Origin of the sequence: Mycobacterium talmoniae, from assembly GCF_001854525.1 — a bacterium.
Classification (GTDB): Bacteria; Actinomycetota; Actinomycetes; order Mycobacteriales; family Mycobacteriaceae; genus Mycobacterium; species Mycobacterium talmoniae.
This window is the reverse complement of record NZ_MLQM01000027.1, coordinates 21,078-43,061: the sequence shown is the minus strand read 5'-3', so window position 1 is coordinate 43,061 and position 21,984 is coordinate 21,078. Positions and strand designations below refer to the sequence as shown.

Below are 21,984 nucleotides of genomic sequence, written 5' to 3'. Positions count from 1 at the left end.
CCCCCCCCCCCACCCCCACCCACCCCCCCCCGGCCCCTGCCGCGGGGCGGGAGGGGTGGGCCGGGCCCCCCTACCGGTGAATCGGGTTCTGGTTTCAGCGGCCCTCGGCGGCCACCGCCGGCAAGAAAGCGTTCGTGTCCAACCGGGTCGGCGACGTCGGGTTGGCGCTGGCCATGTTCGCCATCTTCGCCAGCTTCGGCACCCTGCAGTTCGACGGGGTGTTCGCCGCCGCTCGGGACACCGGACCCACTGCGATGACCACCGTGATCGGGCTGCTGATGTTGGTGGGCGCCTGCGCCAAATCGGCCCAAGTGCCGATCCAGGCCTGGTTGTTCGACGCGATGGAGGGCCCCACCCCGGTGTCGGCGCTGATCCACGCCGCCACCATGGTCACCGCCGGGGTGTACCTGATCGTGCGGTCGGGCCCGCTGTATGACCTGTCCGCCGATGCCCGGCTGGCGGTGGTGTTGGTCGGTGCGGTCACCCTGCTGTTCGGGGCGATCGTCGGCTGCGCGAAAGACGACATCAAACGCGCGCTGGCGGCCTCCACGATCAGCCAGATCGGCTACATGGTGTTGGCGGCCGGGCTGGGCGCGGCCGGCTACGCGTTCGCAATCCTGCACCTACTCACCCACGGCTTCTTCAAGGCCGGCCTGTTCCTGGGGTCCGGCGCGGTCATCCACGCCATGGACGACGAACAGGACATGCGCCGCTACGGCGGTCTGCGCACCATCCTGCCGGTCACGTTCGTCACGTTCGGGCTGTGCTACCTGGCGATCATCGGGATCTGGCCGTTCGCCGGCTTCTACTCCAAGGACGCCATCATCGAGGCCGCGCTGGGCGCCGGCGGCTGGCGCGGGGCGGTGCTGGGCGCGGCCGCGATGCTGGGCGCCGGGATCACCGCGTTCTACATGACCCGGGTGATGCTGATGACGTTCTTCGGCGAAAAACGCTGGGCCGCCGACGCGCATCCGCACGAGGCGCCGCGGGTGATGACCTGGCCGATGATCCTGCTGGCGGCCGGCGCGGTGTTCTCCGGGGGCCTGCTGGCGATCGGCGGGACCCTGCAGCACTGGCTGGAGCCGGTGGTCGGCAGTCACGAGGCCAGCCACGCCGTGCCGGTGTGGGTCAGCACCGCCATCACGTTGGTGGTGGTGCTGGCCGGCGCCGCGATCGCCTACGCGATGTACGGCAGACGGCCGGTCCCGGCGACGGCGCCGGCCGAGGTGTCCGCGCTGACCGTCGCGGCGCGCAGCGACCTGTACGGCGATGCCTTCAACGAGGAGGTGTTCATGCTCCCCGGTGACCAACTGGCCCGCGCGCTGGTGGATATCGACGACCGCGGGGTAGACGGTTCGGTCAACGCCCTGGCCGCCTCGGTGCGACGAACATCGCAGTGGCTGCGCAGCCTGCAAACCGGCTTTGCCCGCAACTACGCGCTGACCATGCTGGTGGGCGCGGCGCTGCTGGTCGCGGTGATCCTGGCGGTGCAACTGTGACGATCCCGTGGCTGAGCGTGCTGTGGCTGGTGCCGATCGCCGGTGCGGTGCTGGTGATCCTGCTGCCCGCCGCGCTGCCGCGGTTGGCGAAGTGGACCGGGCTGCTGGTGAGCCTGGCGGTGCTGGCGGTGGCGGTCGTCATCACCGTCGGCTACGACAGCACCGCCACCGGCCAGCCCTACCAGTTCGTGGAATCGCATTCCTGGATACCGGCGTTCGGCGCCGGCTACACCCTCGGGGTGGACGGCATCGCGGTGGTGTTGGTGCTGCTGACCGCGGTGCTGGTGCCGCTGCTGATTCTGGCGGGTTGGACCGACGGCGGTGACCGCAGCCGCGGCGTGCACGCCTACGTCGCGCTGACGTTGACCGTCGAGTCCATGGTGCTGATCTCGCTGGTCTCCCTGGACATCCTGCTGTTCTACGTGTTCTTCGAGGCCATGCTCATCCCGATGTATTTCCTGATCGGCGGCTTCGGCACCGGTGCGGGTCGGTCCCGCGCCGCGCTGAAGTTCTTGCTCTACAACCTGTTCGGCGGGCTGATCATGCTGGCCGCTGTGATCGGGGTGTACGTGGTGACCGCCCAGCACGGGAGTGGCACCTTCGATTTCCGCGCGGTGGTCGCCGCGTTCGGGCCCGGCTCCGCGGTCGATCCCGGTGTGCTGAAAGCCTTGTTCCTCGGTTTCATGTTCGCGTTCGCGATCAAAGCCCCGCTGTGGCCGCTGCACCGCTGGCTGCCCGATGCGGCGGTGGAGGCCACCCCGGCCAGCGCGGTGCTGATGATGGCGGTGATGGACAAGGTCGGCACGTTTGGGATGCTGCGCTACTGCCTGCAGTTGTTCCCCGAGGCCTCCGCGTATTTCCGGCCCGCAATCGTCGTGCTGGCGGTCATCGGCGTGGTCTACGGCGCGCTGGTGGCGATCGGGCAGACCGACATCATGCGGCTGATCGCCTACACCTCGATCTCGCATTTCGGGTTCATCATCCTGGGGATCTTCGTGATGACCAGCCAGGGCCAAAGCGGTTCGGCGCTGTACATGGTCAATCACGGGCTGTCCACCGCGGCGGTGTTCTTGATCGCCGGGTTCCTCATTTCCCGGCGCGGCACCCGCGCCATCGCCGACTACGGCGGGGTGCAGAAGGCGGCGCCGGTGCTGGCCGGCACCTTCTTGGTGGCGGCGATGGCCACCCTGTCGCTGCCCGGGCTGGCGCCGTTCATCAGCGAATTCCTGGTGCTGCTGGGCACCTTCAACCGGTACTGGCTGGCGGCGGCGTTCGGTGCCACCGCGCTGGTGCTGTCGTCGATCTACATGCTGTGGCTCTACCAGCGGGTGATGACCGGGCCGGTCACCGGCGACAACCAACGCATCCGTGACCTGGTCCCCCGCGAAGTCGCTGTGGTCGCACCGCTGATCGTGCTGCTGCTGGTGCTGGGCTTCTACCCCAAGCCGGTACTGGACATCATCAACCCCGCGGTCGGGCACACCATGACCACGATCGGCCAACAGGATCCGGTCCCGCACAGTGCACAAGGACCGGCCCGATGAGCGCGCCCACCGTCGAATACTCGGTGCTGGCACCGCTGCTGATCGTGTTCGGCGCGGCGGTGATCGGCCTGCTGGTCGAGGCGTTCCTGCCGCGCCGGTGGCGGTACGGCGCCCAGGTCGGGCTGGCGCTGGCCGCGCTGCTGGCCGCGTTTGTCTCGCTCGTGGTGGTGGCCGACACGATCCCGGCCACCGGTCAGACCGCGGTGGTGGGCGCGGTGGCCGTCGACCGGCCCGCGGTGGTGTTGCAGGGCACCGTGCTGCTGGTGGCCATAATGGCGGTGGTCTTCATCGCCGAGCGCACCATCGCCCCCAAGATCGGTCCCGGCGCCGCCACCGCAGTAGCCGACCACGGTTTGGATTCATTCACCCCGCAGGGCTCCGCGATTCCCGACAGCATCGCCGAGCAGCAGGCCACCCGCGCCGGGGTGATGCAGACCGAGGTGTTCCCGCTGACCATGCTGGCCGTCGGCGGCATGCTGGTGTTCCCGGCCGCCAACGACCTGCTGACGATGTTCATCGCGTTGGAAGTGCTGTCGCTGCCGCTGTATCTGCTGTGCGGGCTGGCCCGGCATCGCCGGCTGCTGTCGCAGGAGTCGGCGATGAAATACTTTCTGCTCGGGGCGTTTTCCTCGGCGTTCTTCCTGTACGGCGCCGCGCTGCTCTACGGCGCCACCGGCACCCTGGCCACCCCCGGGATCGGCGCGGTGCTGGCGACCCGGCCCGGCGACACCATGGCACTGGCCGGGGTCGCGTTGCTGACGGTGGGGCTGCTGTTCAAGGTCGGCGCGGTCCCGTTCCACTCCTGGATCCCCGACGTCTACGTGGGCGCACCGACACCGGTCACCGGATTCATGGCCGCCGCGACGAAAGTCGCGGCATTCGGGGCGCTGCTGCGGGTGGTCTACGTGGCGCTGCCGGCGCTGCATGACCAGTGGCGGCCGGTGCTGTGGATGATCTCGATGCTGACCATGGTGATCGCGACGATCGCCGCGGTGAACCAGACCGACGTCAAACGGATGCTGGCGTACTCCTCGGTGTCCCACGTCGGTTTCGTGCTCACCGGGGTGATCGCCGACCTGCCCGCCGGGGTGTCCTCGACGCTGTTCTACCTGATCGCCTACAGCTTTTCGACGGTGGGCGCCTTCGCCATCGTCGGCTTGGTCCGCGGCACCGACGGCGTCGAGGACACCGATTTGGGTCACTGGGCCGGGCTGGGACGCCGCTCCCCCATTGTCGGCGTGATGTTTTCGCTGTTTTTGCTGGCGTTCGCCGGTATCCCGTTGACCAGCGGCTTCGTCAGCAAGTTCGCGGTGTTCAAGGCGGCGGCCGAAGGCGGGGCGGTGCCGTTGGTGATCGTCGGCGTGATCGCCAGCGGGGTGGCCGCCTACTTCTACGTGCGAGTGATCCTGCTGATGTTCTTCACCGACGGATCCGACGACACCCCGCACATCGCGGTGCCCGGCGTGTTGAGCAAGGCCGCGATCGCGGTGTGCGCGGCGGTCACGGTGCTGCTCGGCATCGCCCCGCAGCCGCTGCTGGACCTGGTGGACGCGGCAACCTGGTTCGTGCAGTAGCCTTGATGCCCTCGAAAACCTCCACCATCAAATTCGGATTGCCGATGGCAAGCTTCTCGGGTTCTCGGGGCTGCGCACGTAGACGCCGAACACCGTGGCCCGCTTCATCCATATGCGCAATCCGCTGCTCGGGCGAGCCGATGCTCAGGCCCGACTGACCACCGCTGTAACTCGGCACGTCGACGCCGAACTCCGCAAGAGCTCCTGATACTGAGGAATCACGGCGTGGGCGTGGACGTCGACCGCCAGCGGCCTAGTCATTCAACGCCCACGAATAGGTTGGGCGGTGATCATGGCCGCAGCGACCGGTGAAGACGGTCGGGTGACGCAAGCGGGCTAATCAGTGCGTTCCCGGTAGTCGGTGAATTCACTGTGTGTTCCTTCGAGTTCGTTGCGGCTAGTACAACACCAAGGGGTTGGGCGGTTCGGCCGGTTCAAACTCGCCTTGCCACGCGCGTTCGTGAATCTCCCACGGGCTGGCCCCTGCCTCACGTGCCTGCAGCATGAGCGCGGGCTCGACGAATTGACCCAGCGGGCGCTCAGCGAATTGCGGTGAGTGTTGGAGGTGTTCGGTGGCAGTGAGGTTGTTGCCGTAGTTGTTGACGTTGAGTTCGACACTGTTGCGGTCGGGGTCGAGGTAGTAGAACGCTGTTTGGAGGCCTTCATCGGCGGCGAGCACCGGGGTGATTCCGGCGTCGGCGAGCCGCGCCCATGAGCCGAGGAGATCGTCGAGCGTCGGGTATTCGAAGGCGAAGTGCTGTACGCGCGGATGGGCGGAGCGTTGCGGATCGTCGCTGAGTCCGGGCAGGCTCAGAATTGCCATACGGTGGTGGATCTCGTCGTTCGTCAGCCAGGCGGCAACCACCCCCGGGTTGTGGGCGTGGTCAGCGCCGGTCGGGTTGTCGTTGTGGTGCATCAGGTTCATTCCCAGCACGGTGCGGTACCACGCGATCATTTCGTCGGGGCGCGCGGTCGTGAGCGCGATGTGCTGGAGGCGGGGATGGACGATGGTCTTGGTGTTCAACATGGAAGGCTCCCTTCACGAGTTACTTCAAATTGTAATTTGACTTTGACTTAGGGGCAAGTCTGCTGGACGATGAAGACGTCGGAAGGAGGGGCAGCAATGACCGTTGATGATCGCGCAGCCCGGAGCAGCACGCGCCGGCCACGTGAGGACGGCGCTGCCACACGTCAATTGCTGATCGAGGTCGCCGGGGCGCTCTTTGCCGAGAAGGGGTACGCGGCGACGGCGAGCAAGGAGATCACCGAGCGTGCCGGAACCAACATCGCGGCGGTCAACTATCACTTCGGCAGTCGCGAGGGCCTCTACATCGCGGTGCTGGAGGAAGTGGATCGCCGCCTGATCGACCTGGACGTCCTTGACGATGTGCAGAGGAGTTCACAGACCGCCGCCCAGAAGCTCGGCCGGGTCATTGACACGATCCTTAGCGGAGCCGCCGAACGTAGTGGGTGGCCGGTCACACTGTGGGCGCGGGAAATCTTGAACCCCTCGCCGCAATTTGCGGTCATGCTGCGCGACGGTGTGATGCCAAAGTTCGACATCCTGGGCTCCATCGTTTCCGAGATCACCGGAATCACCGATGACGCCACGATCTTGGAGGGCATCGTGGCGTGCATGGCTCCGGCTATCCTGCTGGCGACCATCAACCGCGGTGTCGAAACACCGATCCGCGGCTTGTATGACCTTCCGCATCGGCGGCTCGCCGATGACCTCACCGGGTTCGCGCTCGCCGGCCTGCACCATCTGGCGCAGACTCGCCACGCGGACTCGGGCTCGGGATAGGCGCCGCAGGGCCAGCCCGCGCAAGCTAGATCCCCGGGGCTCTAGTGGGCTGCGCCGCCATCGAGGATCAACGTGGCGCCCGTGAGATAACCCCCGTCGTCGCTAGCCAGGTAGACGGCCAGACCACCGGCGTCGCGTTCCGGGTCACCGAGACGGCCCATCGGCAGACTCTTGACGAGCTCCTCGAGGTGGCCTTTCTCGTTGTCGGCCAACGCCTCGGTGAGGATCGCCGGCAATATGCAATTGACCGTGATCTGATGGGGAGCCAGTTCATGAGCGGCGGTCAGGGACAGGCTGCGGATTGCCTCCTTGGTGGCGTTGTAGGGAGCCATCAACGGCCGCCCCGCCAAGGCTACCGGCGAACCGAAGTTGATGATTCTGCCGCTGCGTTGGCGCTTCATCCACGGCAGAACTGCTTTCATGCCGTAGAGCGTTCCGTTGAACCCGGACCGAAACGTCAGGTCCCACTCCGCGTCGGTGACCTCTTCAAATGGTGTCTCAGGCGGCGACATGGATTTCACGTCCGGTCTTCCCCAAGCTTGTGCGGCGTTGACGAGAATGTCGACCGTCCCGAACGCCGCCGCGGTTTTCTCGACGGCAGCGTTGACTTGTTCCGCGTCAGCAACGTCGAGGGTGACGCCGATCGCCGAGCCGCCATTGCCGGCGATCTCGCCCACGACGTCGTGCACGGTACTTTCAGTACGCGACGCGACGGTGACCTGAGCTCCTTCCTTGGCGAGCCGCAGCGCGATTCCGCGTCCGATTCCGCGACCCGCGCCGGTCACGATTGCCACCTTGCCGGCAAGAACTGCCATGGGATCTCCTAAGCGTGTAGAGGGTTTCGTGCGATGAGGGCGGGCTATGCCTGTCCCTGCGCACCGTCGACGAACAGTTCGCCGCCGGTGACGAAGCTGGCCCGGTCTGAGGCGAGGAATACCATCGCTTCGGCGACCTCGTTTGGTTGGCCAATGCGCCCCAGCGGCACGCGGGCTGCCTCCGCATCGAGCACACGTTGCACGTCTTCTGGGCCGGCCGCCTGACTCTTGAGGGCCGCGGTCTCGATCGGGCCCGGATTGACGGTATTAACCCGAATACCGCGCGGACCCAGTTCTACGGCCCACACCCGCACGAACTGCCGAAGTGCGGCCTTGGCCGCCGAATACGCACCGAATGCCGCGGTTCCCCGGGTCGTCGCTGTCGAACCCGTCACGATAACCGAGGCACCCGCGTTCAGCAGCGGCAACGCCTTCTGGACAGCAAACACAATGCCCCGCAGGTAACCGACGAACGTTTCGTCGAAATGCTCTAACATCAGATCTTCCAGTGTCGCCAACGAACCACCGATCGCCGTGGCCACCACGACGTCCAACCCGCGCTGCCGCGCGCGGATCGCGTCGAATAAATCGTCGAGTTCTGCGACGTTGGTGACATCGTTGCGAACAGCGGTCACCGCACTGCCGTATTCGGCGGCCAACTCGTCGAGCTCAGCTTGTCGGCGACCCGTGACAAAAACATGGGCGCCCTCGGCGACGAACCGCACCGCCGTCTGGCGTCCAATGCCCGAGGTCGCCCCAATCACCAACGCCGTCTTGCCGGCAAGTTCACCCATCTGCTCATCTCCATCCTCATGCATCGCTCGGACCGCTTGGGCCCTACCGAATTCGGCTTGCTGCTTGCGAGTGCCGCCTCGCTCAGCCACGGAGTTCGCCCCACCGGCGATAGCCAGCCGCGCTGACGCCCACGCACCTGGAGCAAAACTGCCGAACTAACTCTAACTGTAATTAGAATTTGAGATTAGGACAAGGCGTCAGGCGTGGTGATTGTGACCACGTGCGTACGCCGCGATTCGGCGCCGCGTCGGTCCCGGTGTAGCTGAGCGTCGCCACCGCGTGGTCTCGCTAGACCATGGGGGTTGCGTCGGCAGTTGTCGCTGGGATCTTTTGCACCACGTCCCAGTGCTCCACGATGCGGCCGCGCTCCAGGCGAACGATATCGACCAGCGCGTAGCGCGACAGTGTGTGATGCCGCGGGTTCGCCACGATGTTCTCGGTGCCGTCTAGGGCGAGGCTGACTCCGCTCATCTCGGAATGGACTATCACGTAATCGCCTTCAGCAAAGGCGCGTTTGATGTCGAGGCGCATGTCCGGGAACTGCGCGAACAGCTTTCCGGTGGCGGCTTTGAGCGCTTCGGGACCGTCCGAGACCGTGGCGTTGTGCTGCACATAGTCGACTGCGTGGTAGCAGTCCACGACCTCGTCGATGCGTCGTTGGTTGAACAGCAGCTCGAAGTACTCCAACACGGCCTGTTTGTTCTGCTCGGGTGTCGCCATGGATGGCTCCTCACTTCCTGGCCTTAAACCGGAACAGCCTTTCCAGTTAGTGTACGATAACCGGAACGGGCATTCCAGTTGTCTGCGCTGGCGTCAGGGCGAGGAGCGAGATCCATGAGGTGCACGGTGTTCGGTGCCACCGGAGGCATCGGCCGCTTGGTCGTGGACCAACTGTTGAGCGCGGGCCATGACGTGACGGTCTATGTGCGTGCCCCGCAGAAGCTGCGGGGTCCCCGCGACCGGTTGGCCGTGATTGCCGGTGAACTCTCCGACCGCGAGGCGGTTGCTGAGGCGATCGCCGCTGCAGACGTCGTCATCAGCGCTCTCGGTCCCTCCCTGGATCGCCGCGTGGGCGGGTCAGCGTTGTCCGAAGGCACCCGCAACATCGTCGCGGCCATGCGCGCCGGCGGGGTGCACCGGCTTATCGGGCTGGCCACTCCCTCGGTGACCGATCCGCGCGATCGCCCGACACTGCGGGGCCGGATCATCCCGGTGCTGGCACGCGTGTTGTTCCCGAACTCGCTGTCCGAGATCGTCGCGATGACCCAAGCCATCACCGACTCCGATCTGGACTGGACGGTCGTGCGCATCATCAGGCCGACCGACAAACCGGCGAAAGGCACGGTTCGCTCCGGGTTCCTCGGCGCCGACCGCGTGGGATGGACAATGACGAGGGCAGACATCGCAGCGTTCATGAGCGCCCAGCTCACCGACACCCGCTACCTACGCGCGCTTCCGGTGATCAGCAACTAAACACACAGTGAACCAACAGAATTAAGAACTACTCGCAGGGGAGAAACCTATGAGTTTGACGGTGTATTTCGATGAGTACGGTGACCTAGCGGTGACTGCCCTAGGGTGAGTAAGTGACAGCGCCGAGCAGCCCGACCGACTCGCGGAATCTGCGACGCGACGCAGCCCGCAACCGCGCCGCGCTCCTCCTGACCGCTCGGCGGGTTTTCGCCGAACAGGGCATCGATGTCGCGATGGCCGAGATCGCTCGGCGCGCCGGCGTCGGTATCGCCACCCTCTTTCGTCACTTCCCGACCCGCGATGACCTAATCACCGGGGTGTTCGAGGATAAGATGACGGCCTACCTCGACGCTGTCGAGACTGCATTGCGTGACCCCGACGCCTGGAACGGCTTCCGTGGTTTTGTGGAGCGGGTGTGCGAGATGCAATGTGAGGACCGCGGATTCACCAACGTGTTGACGATGACCTTCCCCAACGCGTGTGCCTTCGAAGCCAAGCGGTCGGCAGCCCTTCGGGGCTTCGAGACGTTGACCGCCAAGGCCAAATCGGCCGGACGCTTGCGAAGTGACTTCTGTTCCCAGGATCTCGTTGTCTTTCTGATGGCCAACGCCGGCGTCGTCGCGGGCGCCTCCGACGCCACCCCCGTGGCGTCAGCACGCCTGGTGAGCTATCTCATCGCCACCTGCGACGCCAGCCACAACCACACCCTCGCGCCGCCTCCGAGCGTGCGTCAAATGCAAGAAGCCATGCAGCACAACGCCCTCAGATGACCACACGTTTGGGCGCCACCACGCTCCCGTCGGATAGGACGTCGCTCGATTAGGACGGCCGCCGGATACCCACCCTCCACCGACTACGCCCAGCACTCCACTACAGATAACAACCCCGGCCCGACGGAAGAACGAGGACGCAATGCCGTCGGTCACACCCCCACAGATAATCCTGTTCCCCCACGGGGAGTGCAGTCCACTCCACCACCGTGGGAACCGTCGGACACACTGGACAACTTCCTACAGGTCAGCAACAACGGTGCCAAGGCAACCCGTCGCCGGCTACGGCTGAAGACCGCGGTAACGTCGGCCAATGGCGTATGTCGAAACCACCGATGTTGGCGCAGTCCGGGTACTGACGTTGAACCGTCCCGAGGCGCGAAACGCGTTGAGTCCGGGTCTGATCGCCGCGCTGTATGCGGCGTTGCTCGAGGCCGACGCCGATGCGGCGGTGCGCGCGGTGGTGCTCACCGGCGCCGATCCCGCGTTCTGTGCCGGGGTCGATCTCAAGGAGGCACAGCGGCTGGGTGCGGCGTACTTCGACCAGTTCCAGACCCAGAACTGCATCACCCAAACCGCCAAGATGGGCAAGCCGATCATCGGGGCGATCAACGGCGCGACCTTCACCGGCGGGCTGGAGATGGCGCTGGGCTGCGACTTTCTGGTCGCCTCGGACCGCGCGGTGTTCGCCGACACCCACGCTCGGGTCGGCATCCTGCCCGGTGGCGGGATGACCGCGCGGCTGCCGCAACTGGTCGGCGTGGCGATGGCGCGCCGGCTGTCGATGACCGGCGAAGTCGTCGACGCCGAGCGCGCGCTGCGGATCGGGCTGGTGACCGAGGTGGTGCCACACCCGCAGCTGCGGGAGCGGGCCGTCGAGCTGGCCGGCCAGGTCGCCGAGGTGCCGGCACCAATCATGGCTGGGCTCAAGGAAATCTATGTGTCCGGAGCAGCGGCCGTCACCGATCCGGCGCTCGCCGCTGAACAGGCCATCGCCGCTGTCGCATCGGACCCGGCAGATCTTGGCGCCCGGTTCCGGGCGGTGGCGGACCGCAACCGTGGGCAAATCCAGGGCAGCGGCGGCTGAATCCTAACCGCGGATGGGCCAGGTCACCGCGAGATGGAAACCAGGCAGCAAAAGTTCGAGTGGACCCCTGCGTGGCATCAATCTCGCGCGAGGATCGGTCGCCCGCGGGTCGTTCGCGAACGGGCTAGCAGGGCCCGCCTCAGACTCTGGCGTCACCGGACCCGTAGGGCCGGAAGCTGCCGTCCAGCACATCCAGATGGCCGATGGTGCGGCCGGTGACCGCGGCCGCCTCCACCGCCACCAGCCGCACCGCGGCGGCCGCGAACTCGTCGGCCGACGCGACCTCGTCGAACTCCCGCGCATAGTACGAAAGCCCGGGTGTGAGTATCGGTTTCGACGGGGACAGCGCGTTGACGGCGATGTTGTGGTCCTGCAGGTCGTAGGCCGCGCATTGGGTCAGGTGCTCCAGCGCGGCCTTGGACCCGCCGTAGCCGGGCAACACGCCGGCGCTGCGGTCGGGATAGGGACCGTCGCCGGGCAGCCGCGCCGCGACCGAGGTGATGTTGATGATCGAGCCGCCGCCGGCGGCGATCATGTCCGGGCACACCAGCTGCATCAGCTCATAGGCGGCGAACACGGCGATCTCGAAATGCCGCCGGTAGGCGCCCAGCGGGATCCCGAGCAGGCCCGGCCAGCCCGGTTTCGCCGCGGCCGGCGTCGCGGCGCGGGGCTTGGCGGGCGCGCTCGATCCCGGTGGACGACCAGGTGCGGTAAACGCGGCGTTGTTGACCAGGATCGTGATCGGCCCCAACGCCTCCCGCGCCTGCGATACCAACCTGGCGACGTCCTCGCGGTCGAGCAGGTCGGCGCGAATCGCGACCGCGCGGCCACCGGCGGCCTCGATGGCGGCCACCGTGTCCCCGATGGTGCCCGGCAGCCGCTCATCCCACACCTGTTCGGTGCGCGCGGCCACCGCCACCGCCGCGCCCTCGGCCGCCAACGCCAGCGCGATCGCCCGGCCCAACCCGCGGCTGGCCCCGGTCACGATCGCGGCCCGTCCGTCAAGTGCACCCGTCATTGGTCCGTGCTCCGTTCCAGTAGGAATCCCGCCACCCGGCCCCCGGAGACGCTCGGCGTCGTCATGTCGAGGACCCGGCGGGCCTGCTCTTGCACCGGGGTGTGCGGGTCGAGCACCGAGAGGTAGACCTGGTGGGCGGCGAGCGCGGCGACGGCGACATCGATGTAGCCGTCCACGGTTTCGACGTGGGTGGGCTGCGGTCCGCCCTGAAACAGCCAGCGCGGCGGGTCGGGCAGCGCGTCGTAGGCCGCGGTGACCGCGGCGGCGAACTCGATGTGGTCGCGCTGGTTCGGCATCCCCGGCGCGAACTCCGGGCCGCCGTAGATCGTCAGCACCACATCGGGTTTCGTCTCGCCGATGACCGAGGCGATCTTGGCCCGCAGTTCGGCGGTGTTCCGGATATTGCTGTCCGGGAAATCCCAGAAGTCGACGTCGTCGACCCCGACGATCGCCGCCGCCCGCCGCTGCTCGGCGTCTCGGATCGGGCCGGCCCGCTCCGGTTCCATGCCGGCGATCCCGGCCTCGCCGCGGCAGGCCAGCGCGTAGCGCACCGTCTTGCCCGCCGTCGTCCATTTCGCCACCGCGGCGGCCATCCCGTATTCGGGATCGTCGGGATGCGGCACCAACACCAGTGCGCTGCGCCAGTCGGTGGGGAACGGTTGCGGTGTGGCCATGGCCCCTATGCCATCACACCGCGCACGACGATGGCGGTGGTCTGCTCCACCCAGGTGTCGTCGAGTTCCTCGTCGGGGCGCACCAGCAGCCGCAGCAGCGTCGCTCCCCCGATCACCTCCACCAACCGATCCGGGTCCACCTCGGGATGCACCTGCCCACGCGCGATCGCCTCGCGCAACCGCACCCGCACCGCATCGAACAGCCCGGCAAACCGCGACAGTACCCGGGCGTTGAGCTCGGGGTCCGCGGTCATGTCGGCGACCAGCCCGGGCAGCGCCGCGCGCACCACCGGGCTGGTGAACACATCCCGCGCGCCCGCGATCATGGCCCGCACATCCGCCGCGATATCACCGGCCGGGGCCGCCAACGCGGTGGGCGCAACGGGAAACGCGGCCTCGTGCACCAACTCGGCCTTGCTCGACCACCGGCGGTACAGCGCAGATTTCGTCGTCCCCGCCCGTTCGGCGACGGCGGCCAAGGTGAGATTGGCATAGCCGATTTCGGCCAGCAGGTCCGCCGTCGCCTGCAGGATCGCCGCGTCGATCCGCGGATCGCGCGGTCGACCGGCGGCTGGGGCCTTGTCAACGATGGACGGGTCTGCTTTCATAACGCTACCGATCGTATCGTAATTGCGTGGCGAAGGAAGAGACGTGGCCGATCAACGGGCTGTCGAGGACGTCAGCCGACTCCAACGCTCCAGCCGCGACGTCACCGCCGTGCCCGCCGTGATGTCGCAATGGCTGTCCACCGTCCTGCCCGGCGGGGTCACCCCGGAGGTGACCGTCGAAAGCGGCGTGGACGCCAACGGGATGTCGTCGGAAACCCTCATTTTGACGGGCCGCTGGGATGACGGCGGCCCGATCGAGCAGCGCTGGGTGGCGCGGGTGGCGCCCACCACCGAGGACGTACCGGTGTTCCCCAGCTATCGCCTCGACCACCAATTCGAGGTCATGCGGCGGGTCGGCGAACTCACCGATGTTCCGGTGCCGCGGGTGCGGTGGATCGAGACCACCGGCGACGTGCTGGGCAAGCCGTTCTTCTTGATGGACCACGTCGACGGTGTGGTGCCGCCCGACGTGATGCCCTACACCTTCGGCGACAACTGGTTCGCCGACGCGCCCGTGCAGCGGCGGCGCGAACTGCAGGACTCCACCATCGGGGCGCTGGCCCTGCTGCACGCGATCCCCCACCCGGACAAGACATTCGACTTCTTAGATGAGGACCGTTCCGGAGATACCGCGCTGCGCCGCCACTTCAACTGGGTGCGGTCCTGGTACGAGTTCGCGGTGCCCGATATCGGTCGCTCGCCGCTGCTGGAACGCACCTTCGACTGGCTGGAGGCCCATTGGCCGGGCGAGGTGGCCGCCGGCGAGTCGGTGCTGTGCTGGGGGGACGCCCGGATCGGCAACGTGCTGTACCGCGATTTCGCGCCGGTGGCGGTGCTGGACTGGGAGATGGTGACGCTGGGGCCACGCGAACTCGACGTGGCGTGGATGATCTTTGCCCACATGGTCTTTGAAGAGCTGGCCGGGCTGGCCGGGTTACCCGGGTTGCCCGATGTGATGGCCGAGGACGACGTGCGGACCACCTATCAGGAGCTGACCGGCGCCGAACTCGGGGACCTGCACTGGTTTTACGTGTACTCCGGCGTGATGTGGGCGTGCGTGTTCATGCGCACCGGGGCCCGCCGGGTGCACTTCGGCGAGGTGGACAAACCCGACGATGTGGAGTCCCTGTTCTACCACGCGGGATTGCTCAAACGGCTTATCGGAGAGGATCGCTGATGCTTGGACCGCTCGACGAATACCCGGTTCACCAGTTGCCGCAGCCGATCGCCTGGCCGGGCTCCTCCGACCGCAACTTCTACGACCGCTCCTACCTCAACGCCCACGACCGCACCGGGGACATCTTCGTCATCACCGGAATGGGCTACTACCCGAACTTGGGCGTCAAGGACGCCTTCGTGCTGGTGCGGCGCGGGGATGTCCAAACCGCGGTCCAGCTGTCCGACGCCATCGACCAAGACCGACTCAACCCGCACGTGGGCGCCTACCGCATCGAGGTCGTCGAACCGCTGCGCAGCCTGCGGGTGATCCTGGAGGAAACCGAGGGCATCGCCGTCGACCTGCGCTGGCAGGGGCTGTTCGACGTGGTGCAGGAGCAGCCGCACATGCTGCGGTCCGGTAACCGGGTCACGCTGGACGCCCAACGCTTCGCGCAACTGGGCGCCTGGAGCGGGAAGATCGCGATCGACGGCGAGGAGATCACCGTCGACCCGTCGGTGTGGATCGGCTCGCGTGACCGGTCCTGGGGTATCCGGCCGGTCGGTGAGGCCGAGCCGGCCGGACGGCCCGCCGACCCGCCGTTCGAGGGCATGTGGTGGCTGTACGTGCCGATCGCCTTCGACGACTTCGCCGTCGTGATGATCATCCAGGAGGAGCCCAACGGGTTTCGCACCCTCAACGACTGCACCCGGATCTGGCGTGATGGTCGCGTCGAACAACTCGGCTGGCCGCGGGTGTCCACCCGCTACCGGCCCGGCACCCGGATCGCCACGGGCGCCACCATCGAAGCCACCCGTCCCGACGGCATCCCGGTGCACTTCGAGGTGGAATCCAAACTGCCGGTGCCGATCCACGTCGGCGGCGGCTACGGCGGCGACTCCGATTGGCTGCACGGCATGTGGAAGGGCGAGAAGTTTAGCCAGCGGCTGACCTACGACATGACCGATCCCGCGATCGTCGCCCGCACCAGCTTCGGAATGATCGACCACGTGGGGCGGGCGGTGTGCCGCGACGGCCACGGCGACCCGGTCGAGGGCTGGGGACTGTATGAACACGGCGTGCTGGGCCGCCACGACCCGACCGGGTTCCCGGACTGGGTCACCATGGCGCCCTAACGGCGCCGAGTGTGGAGTTAAGGCACGCAGATCGCCACACGGCGTGACCCAAGCCCACATTCGGCGCGGTTAGGAACTGATCTCGCGTCGCTGACCGCGAGCGACAGATTCGATCAGGTCGCGCAGCTCCCGGTTGACCGCGCGGGGCTGCTCCAGAATCGAGCAATGCCCGCCGGGCAATTCGACGAATTTGGTGAGATTCGGTGCGTCCGCAGCGATCCGGCGCGACGCGACGATCGGCAACAACCGGTCCCCGGTGCTGCCGATGACCAGGGTGGGCACCGTCAAACCCCGCAGGCTGATGTGGCGCGGCCCGAGCGCGTTGACCAGCACCCGCGCCCAGTTACCGCGGCTGGTCGCCGGCGTCTCGGCAAACAGCTCGTAAATCAACGCGGCGACCGCCGGATCGGCGTGGCGGCCCACCGCCATCATCGTCACGAACTGCCGAATGGCCGGCGCCGCGGGACCGACGACCGGGGCGGCGCCGAAGGTGAGCAGGATCCGTCGGGCCGCCCGCACCCGAGCCTCCACCAGCGGCGACGGCACCCGAAACAGGTCCACCTCGCGCAGCAGGTCGCCGGTGGTGGTGTTGATCAACGCCACCGCGTCGGCGCGGTGCGGCACCTTGTTCGGGTAACGCTCCGACCAGGAGCTGATGGCGATGCCGCCCATCGAGTGCCCGGCGATGACGGCGCGCTCGTGCGGTCTGAGGGTGGCCTCCAGCACGGCGTCCAGATCCGATGCGAGGTGGTTGAGGCTGTAGCCGCCGCGCCGGGGGACGCCGCTGCGCCCGTGGCCGCGGTGGTCGTAGGCGATCACCCGGTAGTCGGCGGCCAGTTCGGCGATCTGATACGCCCAGACCCGCACCGCGCAGGTGATGCCGTGCGCCAGCACGATCGGGTACCCGTCCGGCGGGCCGAACACCTCGGTGTGCAAGGCGGTGCCGTCCGCGGCGCGGACCGCCAGGGTGCGGCTCGGCGGCAGCGCATCAGAAAACGCGTGCGTGCGTGTGGCCCGTGCAGAAATCATGACCGCTGCCCCTCCCTGCGGCGACGGTGGCCGTCCGGCGAGTCTAAACCCGGTGGGCTAGCGTTCTGGCAACAGGTTGCTTGAGAAAGGGTTGCGATGCGCGCGGTGCAGATTTCCCGGCTCGACGGTCCCGACGCGGTCGAGGTGGTTGACCTCGACGAACCGGACGGCGCCGGTGCGGTCGTCGTCGAGGTCCACGCCGCCGGGGTGGCGTTTCCCGATGCGCTGCAGTCCCGTGGCCTCTACCAGCACAAGGCGCCGCTGCCGTTCGTGCCCGGCGCCGAAGCCGCCGGCGTGGTGCGCAGTGCCCCGGCCGGCGCGCCGGTGCAGCCCGGCGATCGGGTGGCCGCGCTGACCCTGCTGACCGGGGGGATGGCGCAGGTCATTGCGCTGCCCGCCGAGCAGGTGTTCCCGCTGCCGGACACCGTGTCGTTCGAGGCCGGCGCCGGGCTGCTGTTCAACGACCTCACCGTGCACTTCGCGCTGGCCGAACGGGGCCGGCTCGCCGCGGGCCAGACGGTGCTGGTGCACGGCGCCGCCGGGGGGATCGGCACCTCGACGCTGCGGTTGGCGCCCGCGCTCGGTGCATCCCGGGTGATCGCGGTGGTCAGCACCGAGGACAAGGCCGAGATCGCCCGCGCGGCCGGCGCCACCGATGTGGTGCTGGCCGACGGGTTCAAGGATGCGGTGGCCGAGTTGACCGGCGGGCGCGGCGTGGACATCGTGCTGGACCCGGTCGGCGGTGACCGGGTCACCGATTCGCTGCGCTCGCTGGCCCCGGGTGGTCGGCTGCTGGTGGTGGGGTTCACCGGCGGCGATATCCCGACGGTGAAGGTAAACCGGTTGCTGCTGAACAACATCGACGTCGTCGGCGTTGGCTGGGGCGCGTGGGCGATGGCGCACCCGGGGTATCTGGCGCAGCAGTGGGCGGCTCTGCAGCCGCTGTTGGCGTCCGGGGCGGTGCCGACGCCGCAGCCCGACGTCTACCCGCTGGAGCGGGCCGCCGACGCGATCGCGGCGCTGGAGAACCGCACCGCCAAGGGCAAAGTCGTGCTGCGGCTGCGGGATTAGCGCCGCCGCAGCCCTGCCGGAGCGAAGTGGTCGATGGCGGCGATCAGATCGTCGAAGCTGCGGTCAGTTTCGGTGATGTTCAACGGGATGTCCCCGTAACCCATTGCCTTGTTGACGCCTCGGACACGGCCGAGGATTCCGCTGGACGGGTATGCCGCCGGGTCGTGCAGGAACAGGTTGACGAACCGCTGGCGGCCCATCTGGCCGATCGAGATGCAGGCGATCGCGCTCCACGGGATCACCCGGTCCGACCAGCGCCGCCAGTAGATACCGTCGGTGTCGACCCGCATTACGACACCGGATTGGAACAGCCGTGGGACGGCCACGATGGCGCAGAAACCGCCAAAGACCGTTCCGGCCCAGCCCACGGCTTGCACGTAGCCCGGTGACCACCGCGAAGTGGACGGCACCTCCCCGAACGCTCCGACCATCCACAGCCCCAGTGCAATAAACAGCAGGCAGCCCGCCAGCATCAACGCAATCCGGGCCCGGCTCAGATTCGCCTCAAACGCCATCCGTCTCCCCCTCGCACCGCGCCGGAAATCCATGGCTGACGCTACCGGTTCGTGTTCGGCGACCTCACGCAAACCGGCCGGATACTGTACTGGCCTTGGCGATCGCCCGAGAGCTTCTCCAAGCGATTTCCGGGACGCGCATGAGGCCCGAGCGTGGAAGATGGCAACCGTGGGCAAACGTCTGATCACCGCCGTCGTAGCGATGGTGGTGGCCGTCGTCGCCGGGTGCACCTCGCCGAGCCCGCCGGCTCCCGGCAGCGCTGGCATGCAAAGCGCCCCAGCGAGCACGTCGGCCACACAACACCCGTCGGCGCTGACTACCACGGCGCACCCGCCGAATAGCGATGCGTCGCGGTTGACTCCCCGCCTACCGCTCTTGGCCGACCTTCCGGATATGGCGCAGTTGACCTACCGCGTCCCGGCCGAGCACGGATTGTTCTATGACAACGGACGCTGGTCGGAATGCGGACACTATCCCGAGGTGGGCGATCTCTCGGGTTCCGGGGTTCAGGCTGAGTACGACTCCGTCACGCACTCGGCGTGGCCGGTGTTCTTCGTCCGTTTGCGCTCCGCCGTCGCCGGAGAGGACGTCGCCGGCGAACTGGCCGCTTGGGTGAAGCGGTGTGGTGAGCGGTTCAGCGTCGGCGGGCAGGACTATGTCGCCTCGCTGGGCAACGCGGGCATGCCGGCGGGAACCACGTTGCTCACCGTGACGAACACCAAACATCTTGGGATGACGGGCGACTGGGGTTTCGGGCCGCCCAGCGTGCGTATCGCGGTAACCGCCTCCGAGGGGGTCGCGTTCGAGGCGTGGGCGGTGGCCGACGGGGTCGACGGGCAACAGCTGGAACGACAGCTCGCATCGATGGCCCGAAGCTTCCAGCGCCGCACAACGCCGGACACCGGTAAGCCGGTGGCCCAGTGGACACCGGCCGAGCTGTCGCGGCTGTTCGTCTTGCCGGGGCAGAGCCACGGCAGCATCGACATCGCGGTGCCGAACGGTCAGGCCGGCACCCCCCGGACGGACCCGCCACCCGCGCAGGTGTGTGCCGAGGATCCGCTCCGGCCAAGTTCCTACGCGGGGCTGTCGTCGAGTTATCAGCCGGCCGGCGTCGACCCGCTGGTCAGGTTCGCGGGCAGCTACCCCGGCGCCGGCCAAGGGGCGCCCGTGACCGTGATCTATCGCGAGCACGCCGGTGTCGACTACTTGGCCCGGATGCGGGAGTGGACGTCCAGTTGTCGGGCCCACCCCGCAGCGGTTCCCCAGGTCTGTATCCCTGGCCGGTTGCAGCCTGACTTCGTCCCAGTCACGGCGGAGACCATCGAGGGCGAGGTGGCGCTCGGCTACCAGCGGTTCGAGCCCAAGGAAGCGTCCGGCGGCCACGGCGGCCAGCCGTATTGCGTCGGGACCGCCCAGGCGGCGCGGACCATGCGGGTGGCCGGCCTGCTGATCCAGACCGAGATGGCGGTGGATGCGACCGACGGTCCACCCGATTGGGCGGCCGCCCTGCAGCCGCTGGAAGCACAGCTGGCCGATGTCATTCGAGCCATCCATCACGCGCGCTGACCGCATCGTTAGCCACCCAGCGCCTCACGTAAACCGCCTAGCCGTCGCGGCTCAGGTAGTGCCCTCGATCCGCCCCCGGCCCTGCATCACCGGGATTGCACACCCGCGGCGCCACCGGCATCGATCGCTGGCATCTTCCCGACAGTCAGCAGGCTGATCCCCAGCAGGCACAGCAGCGCAGCGATGATGAATGGTGATCCGATCGACCAGGTGAACGCCGCGGTGGCCATCAGCGGGGTGATGAGTCGAGCCAGAGCAATGACTCCCTGCATGAAACCCAGCGCGGCACCGTAGCTTTCCGCGGTGGTGGCGAAGCAAAACAGCGTCGGCAGCAGCGGCGCGATCAGCCCGATACCGACCCCGACCAGACCCACCCCGCCGACCACAAGCGCGGCCGTCGCGTCGATGCTGAGCACTACGAGCCCAAGCGCTGCGACGGCCAGTCCGCCAAGGAGCACACGCTGCTCGCCGAACCGGGTGACACACCGACCGACCAGCCCGAACTGCATGACGACCACGACGGCGCCGAGATAGGCAAACAGCCACCCGTTGGGCGCTTCAGCCCACCCCAGCGTGCGATGGGTAAACAGCACCAGCACCGTATCCAGGGTGACCATCACACAGCCGAAAATCAGCGCGGTCACGGCCAACCGGTGTATCCACCTGGACTGCAACAGCTCTCGCCACCCCACCGCGGGAGACGCGGTACCCGGGGTGCTGTTTGGTCGGCGGGTTTCGGGCAACAGCGCCCACATCATGGCCGTGGCGCCGGAGGCCAACACGGCAGCGGCCCAGAACGGTACGGTGGGGCCCAGCGTCGACAACGCGCCGCCCAGCGCCGGCCCCACGACATTCGCGATACCAATGGCGACCAGGAAATAGGCCATTGCCCGCGCCAGCCGGCCAGGATCGACCCGGTCGGCGATCATCGCTTGGGCGACGCTAACGATGGGGGCGCCCAACCCACTGATGATCTGGGCGGCCAACAGTATCACCAGCGACTTGGCGAGCGCGGTCATCGCGAAGGCTGTCGCGGACAGCGCCAGCGAAACCACGATGATCGGCTTGCGGCCAAGCCGATCCGACAACGCCCCCAGCACCGGGCTACAGGCGAGGTCGGCCGCCGCATAGCCGGTGAACAACGCCCCCACGACCAGTGGCGTCGCCCCTAGGCGACCGGCCCACAACGGCAGCAGCGGCGTCATCAACTTCCAGCACGTGAAATGGATGAAGACCCCCACCGTCACCAAAACCACCGGCGAGCGCAGCCACCCGATCAACGCTTCGCCCTTCGTCACGGCGCCGGCACCACGGGGTTGACCAGGCGATTAGCTCGAGCATCAATGCGCCGGGCTCGACTCAGGCCGGTTCGCTGGACATACCCGCGCTCAGCCGAGCATCCGTCGTGAGTAGAAGACACGGTTTGGCATAGAGCCGTCATCGGGGCTGGCCGTTCTCCGCAAGCAGTTGCCTCTCGTTGTGGTTACGTTGCCGAAGCTCCATGGGTTCTATGGTGCACCCGGTTCGACGACGCGAACGACCGGACGGAACGTCGCGATGGCCGGCCCAGAGGCCACGCAGGATATATGCGCCGACCCCCGGCGCCGGACGGGCCCGATGTATCTCGACGGGTCCATCTCCGGAATCTCTGCGACCGGCTGCGCCTGATCGGGGTACGAGCGATAGAAGCGGCCGCGGCTAAACGCTGACTACCCCCAATGGAAAGTGGCCCCCGGAGTTTCCTCCGAGGGCCACTTTCGTTAGTAGCGGGGACAGGATTCGAACCTGCGACCTCTGGGTTATGAGCCCAGCGAGCTACCGAGCTGCTCCACCCCGCGACGGGTAACTG

Annotated in this window: 20 protein-coding genes, 1 tRNA gene and 1 pseudogene; 11 read left to right on the top strand and 11 right to left on the bottom strand. The window is 67.5% G+C overall.

Annotated features, from left to right (window positions below; translation table 11 throughout):
• Positions 1-80 precede the first annotated feature (80 nt).
• The 3 genes and pseudogenes from nuoL to nuoN all read left to right on the top strand — a co-directional run.
• A pseudogene (nuoL, locus tag BKN37_RS07840) lies at positions 81-1,499 on the top strand (NADH-quinone oxidoreductase subunit L); the annotation flags it as partial.
• A complete protein-coding gene (locus BKN37_RS07835) occupies positions 1,496-3,043 on the top strand; it encodes an NADH-quinone oxidoreductase subunit M (protein WP_071024117.1) in 1,548 nt (515 codons plus the stop codon). The pseudogene nuoL and the gene BKN37_RS07835, both read left to right, overlap by 4 nt.
• Complete coding sequence (gene nuoN / locus BKN37_RS07830; protein ID WP_071024115.1) at positions 3,040-4,617, top strand: NADH-quinone oxidoreductase subunit NuoN; 1,578 nt, start codon at positions 3,040-3,042, stop codon at positions 4,615-4,617. Before BKN37_RS07835 ends, nuoN begins: the two co-directional genes overlap by 4 nt.
• 397 nt (positions 4,618-5,014) lie before the next feature.
• Here nuoN and BKN37_RS07825 read toward each other — a convergent pair whose 3' ends face one another.
• Complete coding sequence (locus tag BKN37_RS07825) at positions 5,015-5,644, bottom strand: VOC family protein (RefSeq protein WP_071024113.1); 630 nt, start codon at positions 5,642-5,644, stop codon at positions 5,015-5,017.
• Between the two features lie 96 nt (positions 5,645-5,740).
• Here BKN37_RS07825 and BKN37_RS07820 point away from each other — a divergent pair, with 96 nt between their 5' ends.
• The gene (locus tag BKN37_RS07820; RefSeq protein ID WP_071024111.1) at positions 5,741-6,421 is read left to right on the top strand and encodes a TetR/AcrR family transcriptional regulator; all 681 of its coding nucleotides are present in this window, start codon (positions 5,741-5,743) and stop codon (positions 6,419-6,421) included.
• A 41-nt stretch (positions 6,422-6,462) separates the two neighbouring features.
• Here the strand turns inward: BKN37_RS07820 and BKN37_RS07815 are convergent, their stop codons facing one another.
• The 3 genes from BKN37_RS07815 to BKN37_RS07805 all read right to left on the bottom strand — a co-directional run bounded on the left by BKN37_RS07815 (position 6,463) and on the right by BKN37_RS07805 (position 8,751).
• A complete protein-coding gene (locus BKN37_RS07815; protein WP_071024109.1) occupies positions 6,463-7,236 on the bottom strand; it encodes an SDR family NAD(P)-dependent oxidoreductase in 774 nt (257 codons plus the stop codon).
• A gap of 44 nt (positions 7,237-7,280) precedes the next feature.
• Entirely contained in the window at positions 7,281-8,030 is a 750-nt protein-coding gene (locus tag BKN37_RS07810) for an SDR family NAD(P)-dependent oxidoreductase (RefSeq protein WP_071024107.1), read from the bottom strand.
• 289 nt (positions 8,031-8,319) lie between these two features.
• Positions 8,320-8,751: a nuclear transport factor 2 family protein gene (locus BKN37_RS07805; protein ID WP_071024105.1), complete on the bottom strand. Its 432-nt coding sequence runs from the start codon at positions 8,749-8,751 to the stop codon at positions 8,320-8,322.
• Positions 8,752-8,877: 126 nt separating this feature from the next.
• On the opposite strand from BKN37_RS07805, the gene BKN37_RS07800 reads away from it, so the two are divergent.
• From BKN37_RS07800 to BKN37_RS07790, 3 genes are all read left to right on the top strand, one after another.
• Complete coding sequence (locus BKN37_RS07800) at positions 8,878-9,504, top strand: NAD(P)-dependent oxidoreductase (RefSeq protein WP_242657143.1); 627 nt, start codon at positions 8,878-8,880, stop codon at positions 9,502-9,504.
• 113 nt (positions 9,505-9,617) lie between these two features.
• Positions 9,618-10,274, top strand: coding sequence for a TetR/AcrR family transcriptional regulator (locus BKN37_RS07795; RefSeq protein WP_071024099.1), 657 nt, complete (start codon positions 9,618-9,620; stop codon positions 10,272-10,274).
• A gap of 313 nt (positions 10,275-10,587) precedes the next feature.
• Positions 10,588-11,361, top strand: a complete 774-nt coding sequence (locus tag BKN37_RS07790) for an enoyl-CoA hydratase (protein ID WP_071024096.1) — start codon at positions 10,588-10,590, stop codon at positions 11,359-11,361.
• 139 nt (positions 11,362-11,500) lie between these two features.
• Here the strand turns inward: BKN37_RS07790 and BKN37_RS07785 are convergent, their stop codons facing one another.
• From BKN37_RS07785 to BKN37_RS07775, 3 genes are read right to left on the bottom strand one after another with little or no spacing between them, the layout of a single operon-like run.
• Entirely contained in the window at positions 11,501-12,379 is an 879-nt protein-coding gene (locus BKN37_RS07785; RefSeq protein WP_071024094.1) for an SDR family NAD(P)-dependent oxidoreductase, read from the bottom strand.
• Positions 12,376-13,053 carry a PIG-L deacetylase family protein gene (locus tag BKN37_RS07780; RefSeq protein ID WP_071024091.1) on the bottom strand — a complete coding sequence of 226 codons (678 nt, stop codon included), beginning with the start codon at positions 13,051-13,053 and terminating at the stop codon, positions 12,376-12,378. The genes BKN37_RS07785 and BKN37_RS07780 overlap by 4 nt, the downstream gene beginning before the upstream one ends.
• 5 nt (positions 13,054-13,058) lie before the next feature.
• Positions 13,059-13,661, bottom strand: coding sequence for a TetR/AcrR family transcriptional regulator (locus tag BKN37_RS07775; protein ID WP_071024089.1), 603 nt, complete (start codon positions 13,659-13,661; stop codon positions 13,059-13,061).
• A gap of 43 nt (positions 13,662-13,704) precedes the next feature.
• On the opposite strand from BKN37_RS07775, the gene BKN37_RS07770 reads away from it, so the two are divergent.
• Together BKN37_RS07770 and BKN37_RS07765 are read left to right on the top strand one after the other, a co-directional pair.
• Positions 13,705-14,838 (top strand): phosphotransferase family protein, encoded by a 1,134-nt coding sequence (locus BKN37_RS07770; RefSeq protein WP_071024087.1) that lies wholly within the window; start codon positions 13,705-13,707, stop codon positions 14,836-14,838.
• Positions 14,838-15,953: an Rv3169 family protein gene (locus BKN37_RS07765; RefSeq protein WP_071024085.1), complete on the top strand. Its 1,116-nt coding sequence runs from the start codon at positions 14,838-14,840 to the stop codon at positions 15,951-15,953. Before BKN37_RS07770 ends, BKN37_RS07765 begins: the two co-directional genes overlap by 1 nt.
• A gap of 69 nt (positions 15,954-16,022) precedes the next feature.
• Here the strand turns inward: BKN37_RS07765 and BKN37_RS07760 are convergent, their stop codons facing one another.
• A complete protein-coding gene (locus BKN37_RS07760) occupies positions 16,023-16,982 on the bottom strand; it encodes an alpha/beta fold hydrolase (protein WP_071024083.1) in 960 nt (319 codons plus the stop codon).
• 96 nt (positions 16,983-17,078) lie between these two features.
• Between BKN37_RS07760 and BKN37_RS07755 the strand changes: the two genes are divergently transcribed.
• Entirely contained in the window at positions 17,079-18,053 is a 975-nt protein-coding gene (locus tag BKN37_RS07755; protein ID WP_071024081.1) for an NADPH:quinone oxidoreductase family protein, read from the top strand.
• On the opposite strand, the gene BKN37_RS07750 is transcribed toward BKN37_RS07755, so the two are convergent.
• Complete coding sequence (locus BKN37_RS07750) at positions 18,050-18,568, bottom strand: STM3941 family protein (protein WP_071024079.1); 519 nt, start codon at positions 18,566-18,568, stop codon at positions 18,050-18,052. The two genes, BKN37_RS07755 and BKN37_RS07750, sit on opposite strands and share 4 nt — an antisense overlap.
• A gap of 394 nt (positions 18,569-18,962) precedes the next feature.
• On the opposite strand from BKN37_RS07750, the gene BKN37_RS28270 reads away from it, so the two are divergent.
• Positions 18,963-20,135 carry a hypothetical protein gene (locus BKN37_RS28270; RefSeq protein WP_071024077.1) on the top strand — a complete coding sequence of 391 codons (1,173 nt, stop codon included), beginning with the start codon at positions 18,963-18,965 and terminating at the stop codon, positions 20,133-20,135.
• Between the two features lie 86 nt (positions 20,136-20,221).
• On the opposite strand, the gene BKN37_RS07740 is transcribed toward BKN37_RS28270, so the two are convergent.
• On the bottom strand, positions 20,222-21,433 hold the full coding sequence (locus BKN37_RS07740; RefSeq protein WP_071024075.1) for an MFS transporter: 1,212 nt from the start codon (positions 21,431-21,433) through the stop codon (positions 20,222-20,224).
• Between the two features lie 466 nt (positions 21,434-21,899).
• Positions 21,900-21,973 (bottom strand) — tRNA-Met (locus tag BKN37_RS07735).
• Between the last annotated feature and the right edge of the window lie 11 nt (positions 21,974-21,984).

Coding starts and splice junctions, on each gene's coding strand:
- nuoN (WP_071024115.1), top strand. CDS start 3,040: ATGAGCGCGCCCACCGTCGAATACTCGGTGCTGGCACCGCTGCTGATC.
- BKN37_RS07825 (WP_071024113.1), bottom strand. CDS start 5,644: ATGTTGAACACCAAGACCATCGTCCATCCCCGCCTCCAGCACATCGCG.
- BKN37_RS07820 (WP_071024111.1), top strand. CDS start 5,741: ATGACCGTTGATGATCGCGCAGCCCGGAGCAGCACGCGCCGGCCACGT.
- BKN37_RS07815 (WP_071024109.1), bottom strand. CDS start 7,236: ATGGCAGTTCTTGCCGGCAAGGTGGCAATCGTGACCGGCGCGGGTCGC.
- BKN37_RS07810 (WP_071024107.1), bottom strand. CDS start 8,030: ATGGGTGAACTTGCCGGCAAGACGGCGTTGGTGATTGGGGCGACCTCG.
- BKN37_RS07805 (WP_071024105.1), bottom strand. CDS start 8,751: ATGGCGACACCCGAGCAGAACAAACAGGCCGTGTTGGAGTACTTCGAG.
- BKN37_RS07790 (WP_071024096.1), top strand. CDS start 10,588: ATGGCGTATGTCGAAACCACCGATGTTGGCGCAGTCCGGGTACTGACG.
- BKN37_RS07785 (WP_071024094.1), bottom strand. CDS start 12,379: ATGACGGGTGCACTTGACGGACGGGCCGCGATCGTGACCGGGGCCAGC.
- BKN37_RS07780 (WP_071024091.1), bottom strand. CDS start 13,053: ATGGCCACACCGCAACCGTTCCCCACCGACTGGCGCAGCGCACTGGTG.
- BKN37_RS07775 (WP_071024089.1), bottom strand. CDS start 13,661: ATGAAAGCAGACCCGTCCATCGTTGACAAGGCCCCAGCCGCCGGTCGA.
- BKN37_RS07765 (WP_071024085.1), top strand. CDS start 14,838: ATGCTTGGACCGCTCGACGAATACCCGGTTCACCAGTTGCCGCAGCCG.
- BKN37_RS07760 (WP_071024083.1), bottom strand. CDS start 16,982: ATGATTTCTGCACGGGCCACACGCACGCACGCGTTTTCTGATGCGCTG.
- BKN37_RS07755 (WP_071024081.1), top strand. CDS start 17,079: ATGCGCGCGGTGCAGATTTCCCGGCTCGACGGTCCCGACGCGGTCGAG.
- BKN37_RS07750 (WP_071024079.1), bottom strand. CDS start 18,568: ATGGCGTTTGAGGCGAATCTGAGCCGGGCCCGGATTGCGTTGATGCTG.
- BKN37_RS28270 (WP_071024077.1), top strand. CDS start 18,963: ATGGCGCAGTTGACCTACCGCGTCCCGGCCGAGCACGGATTGTTCTAT.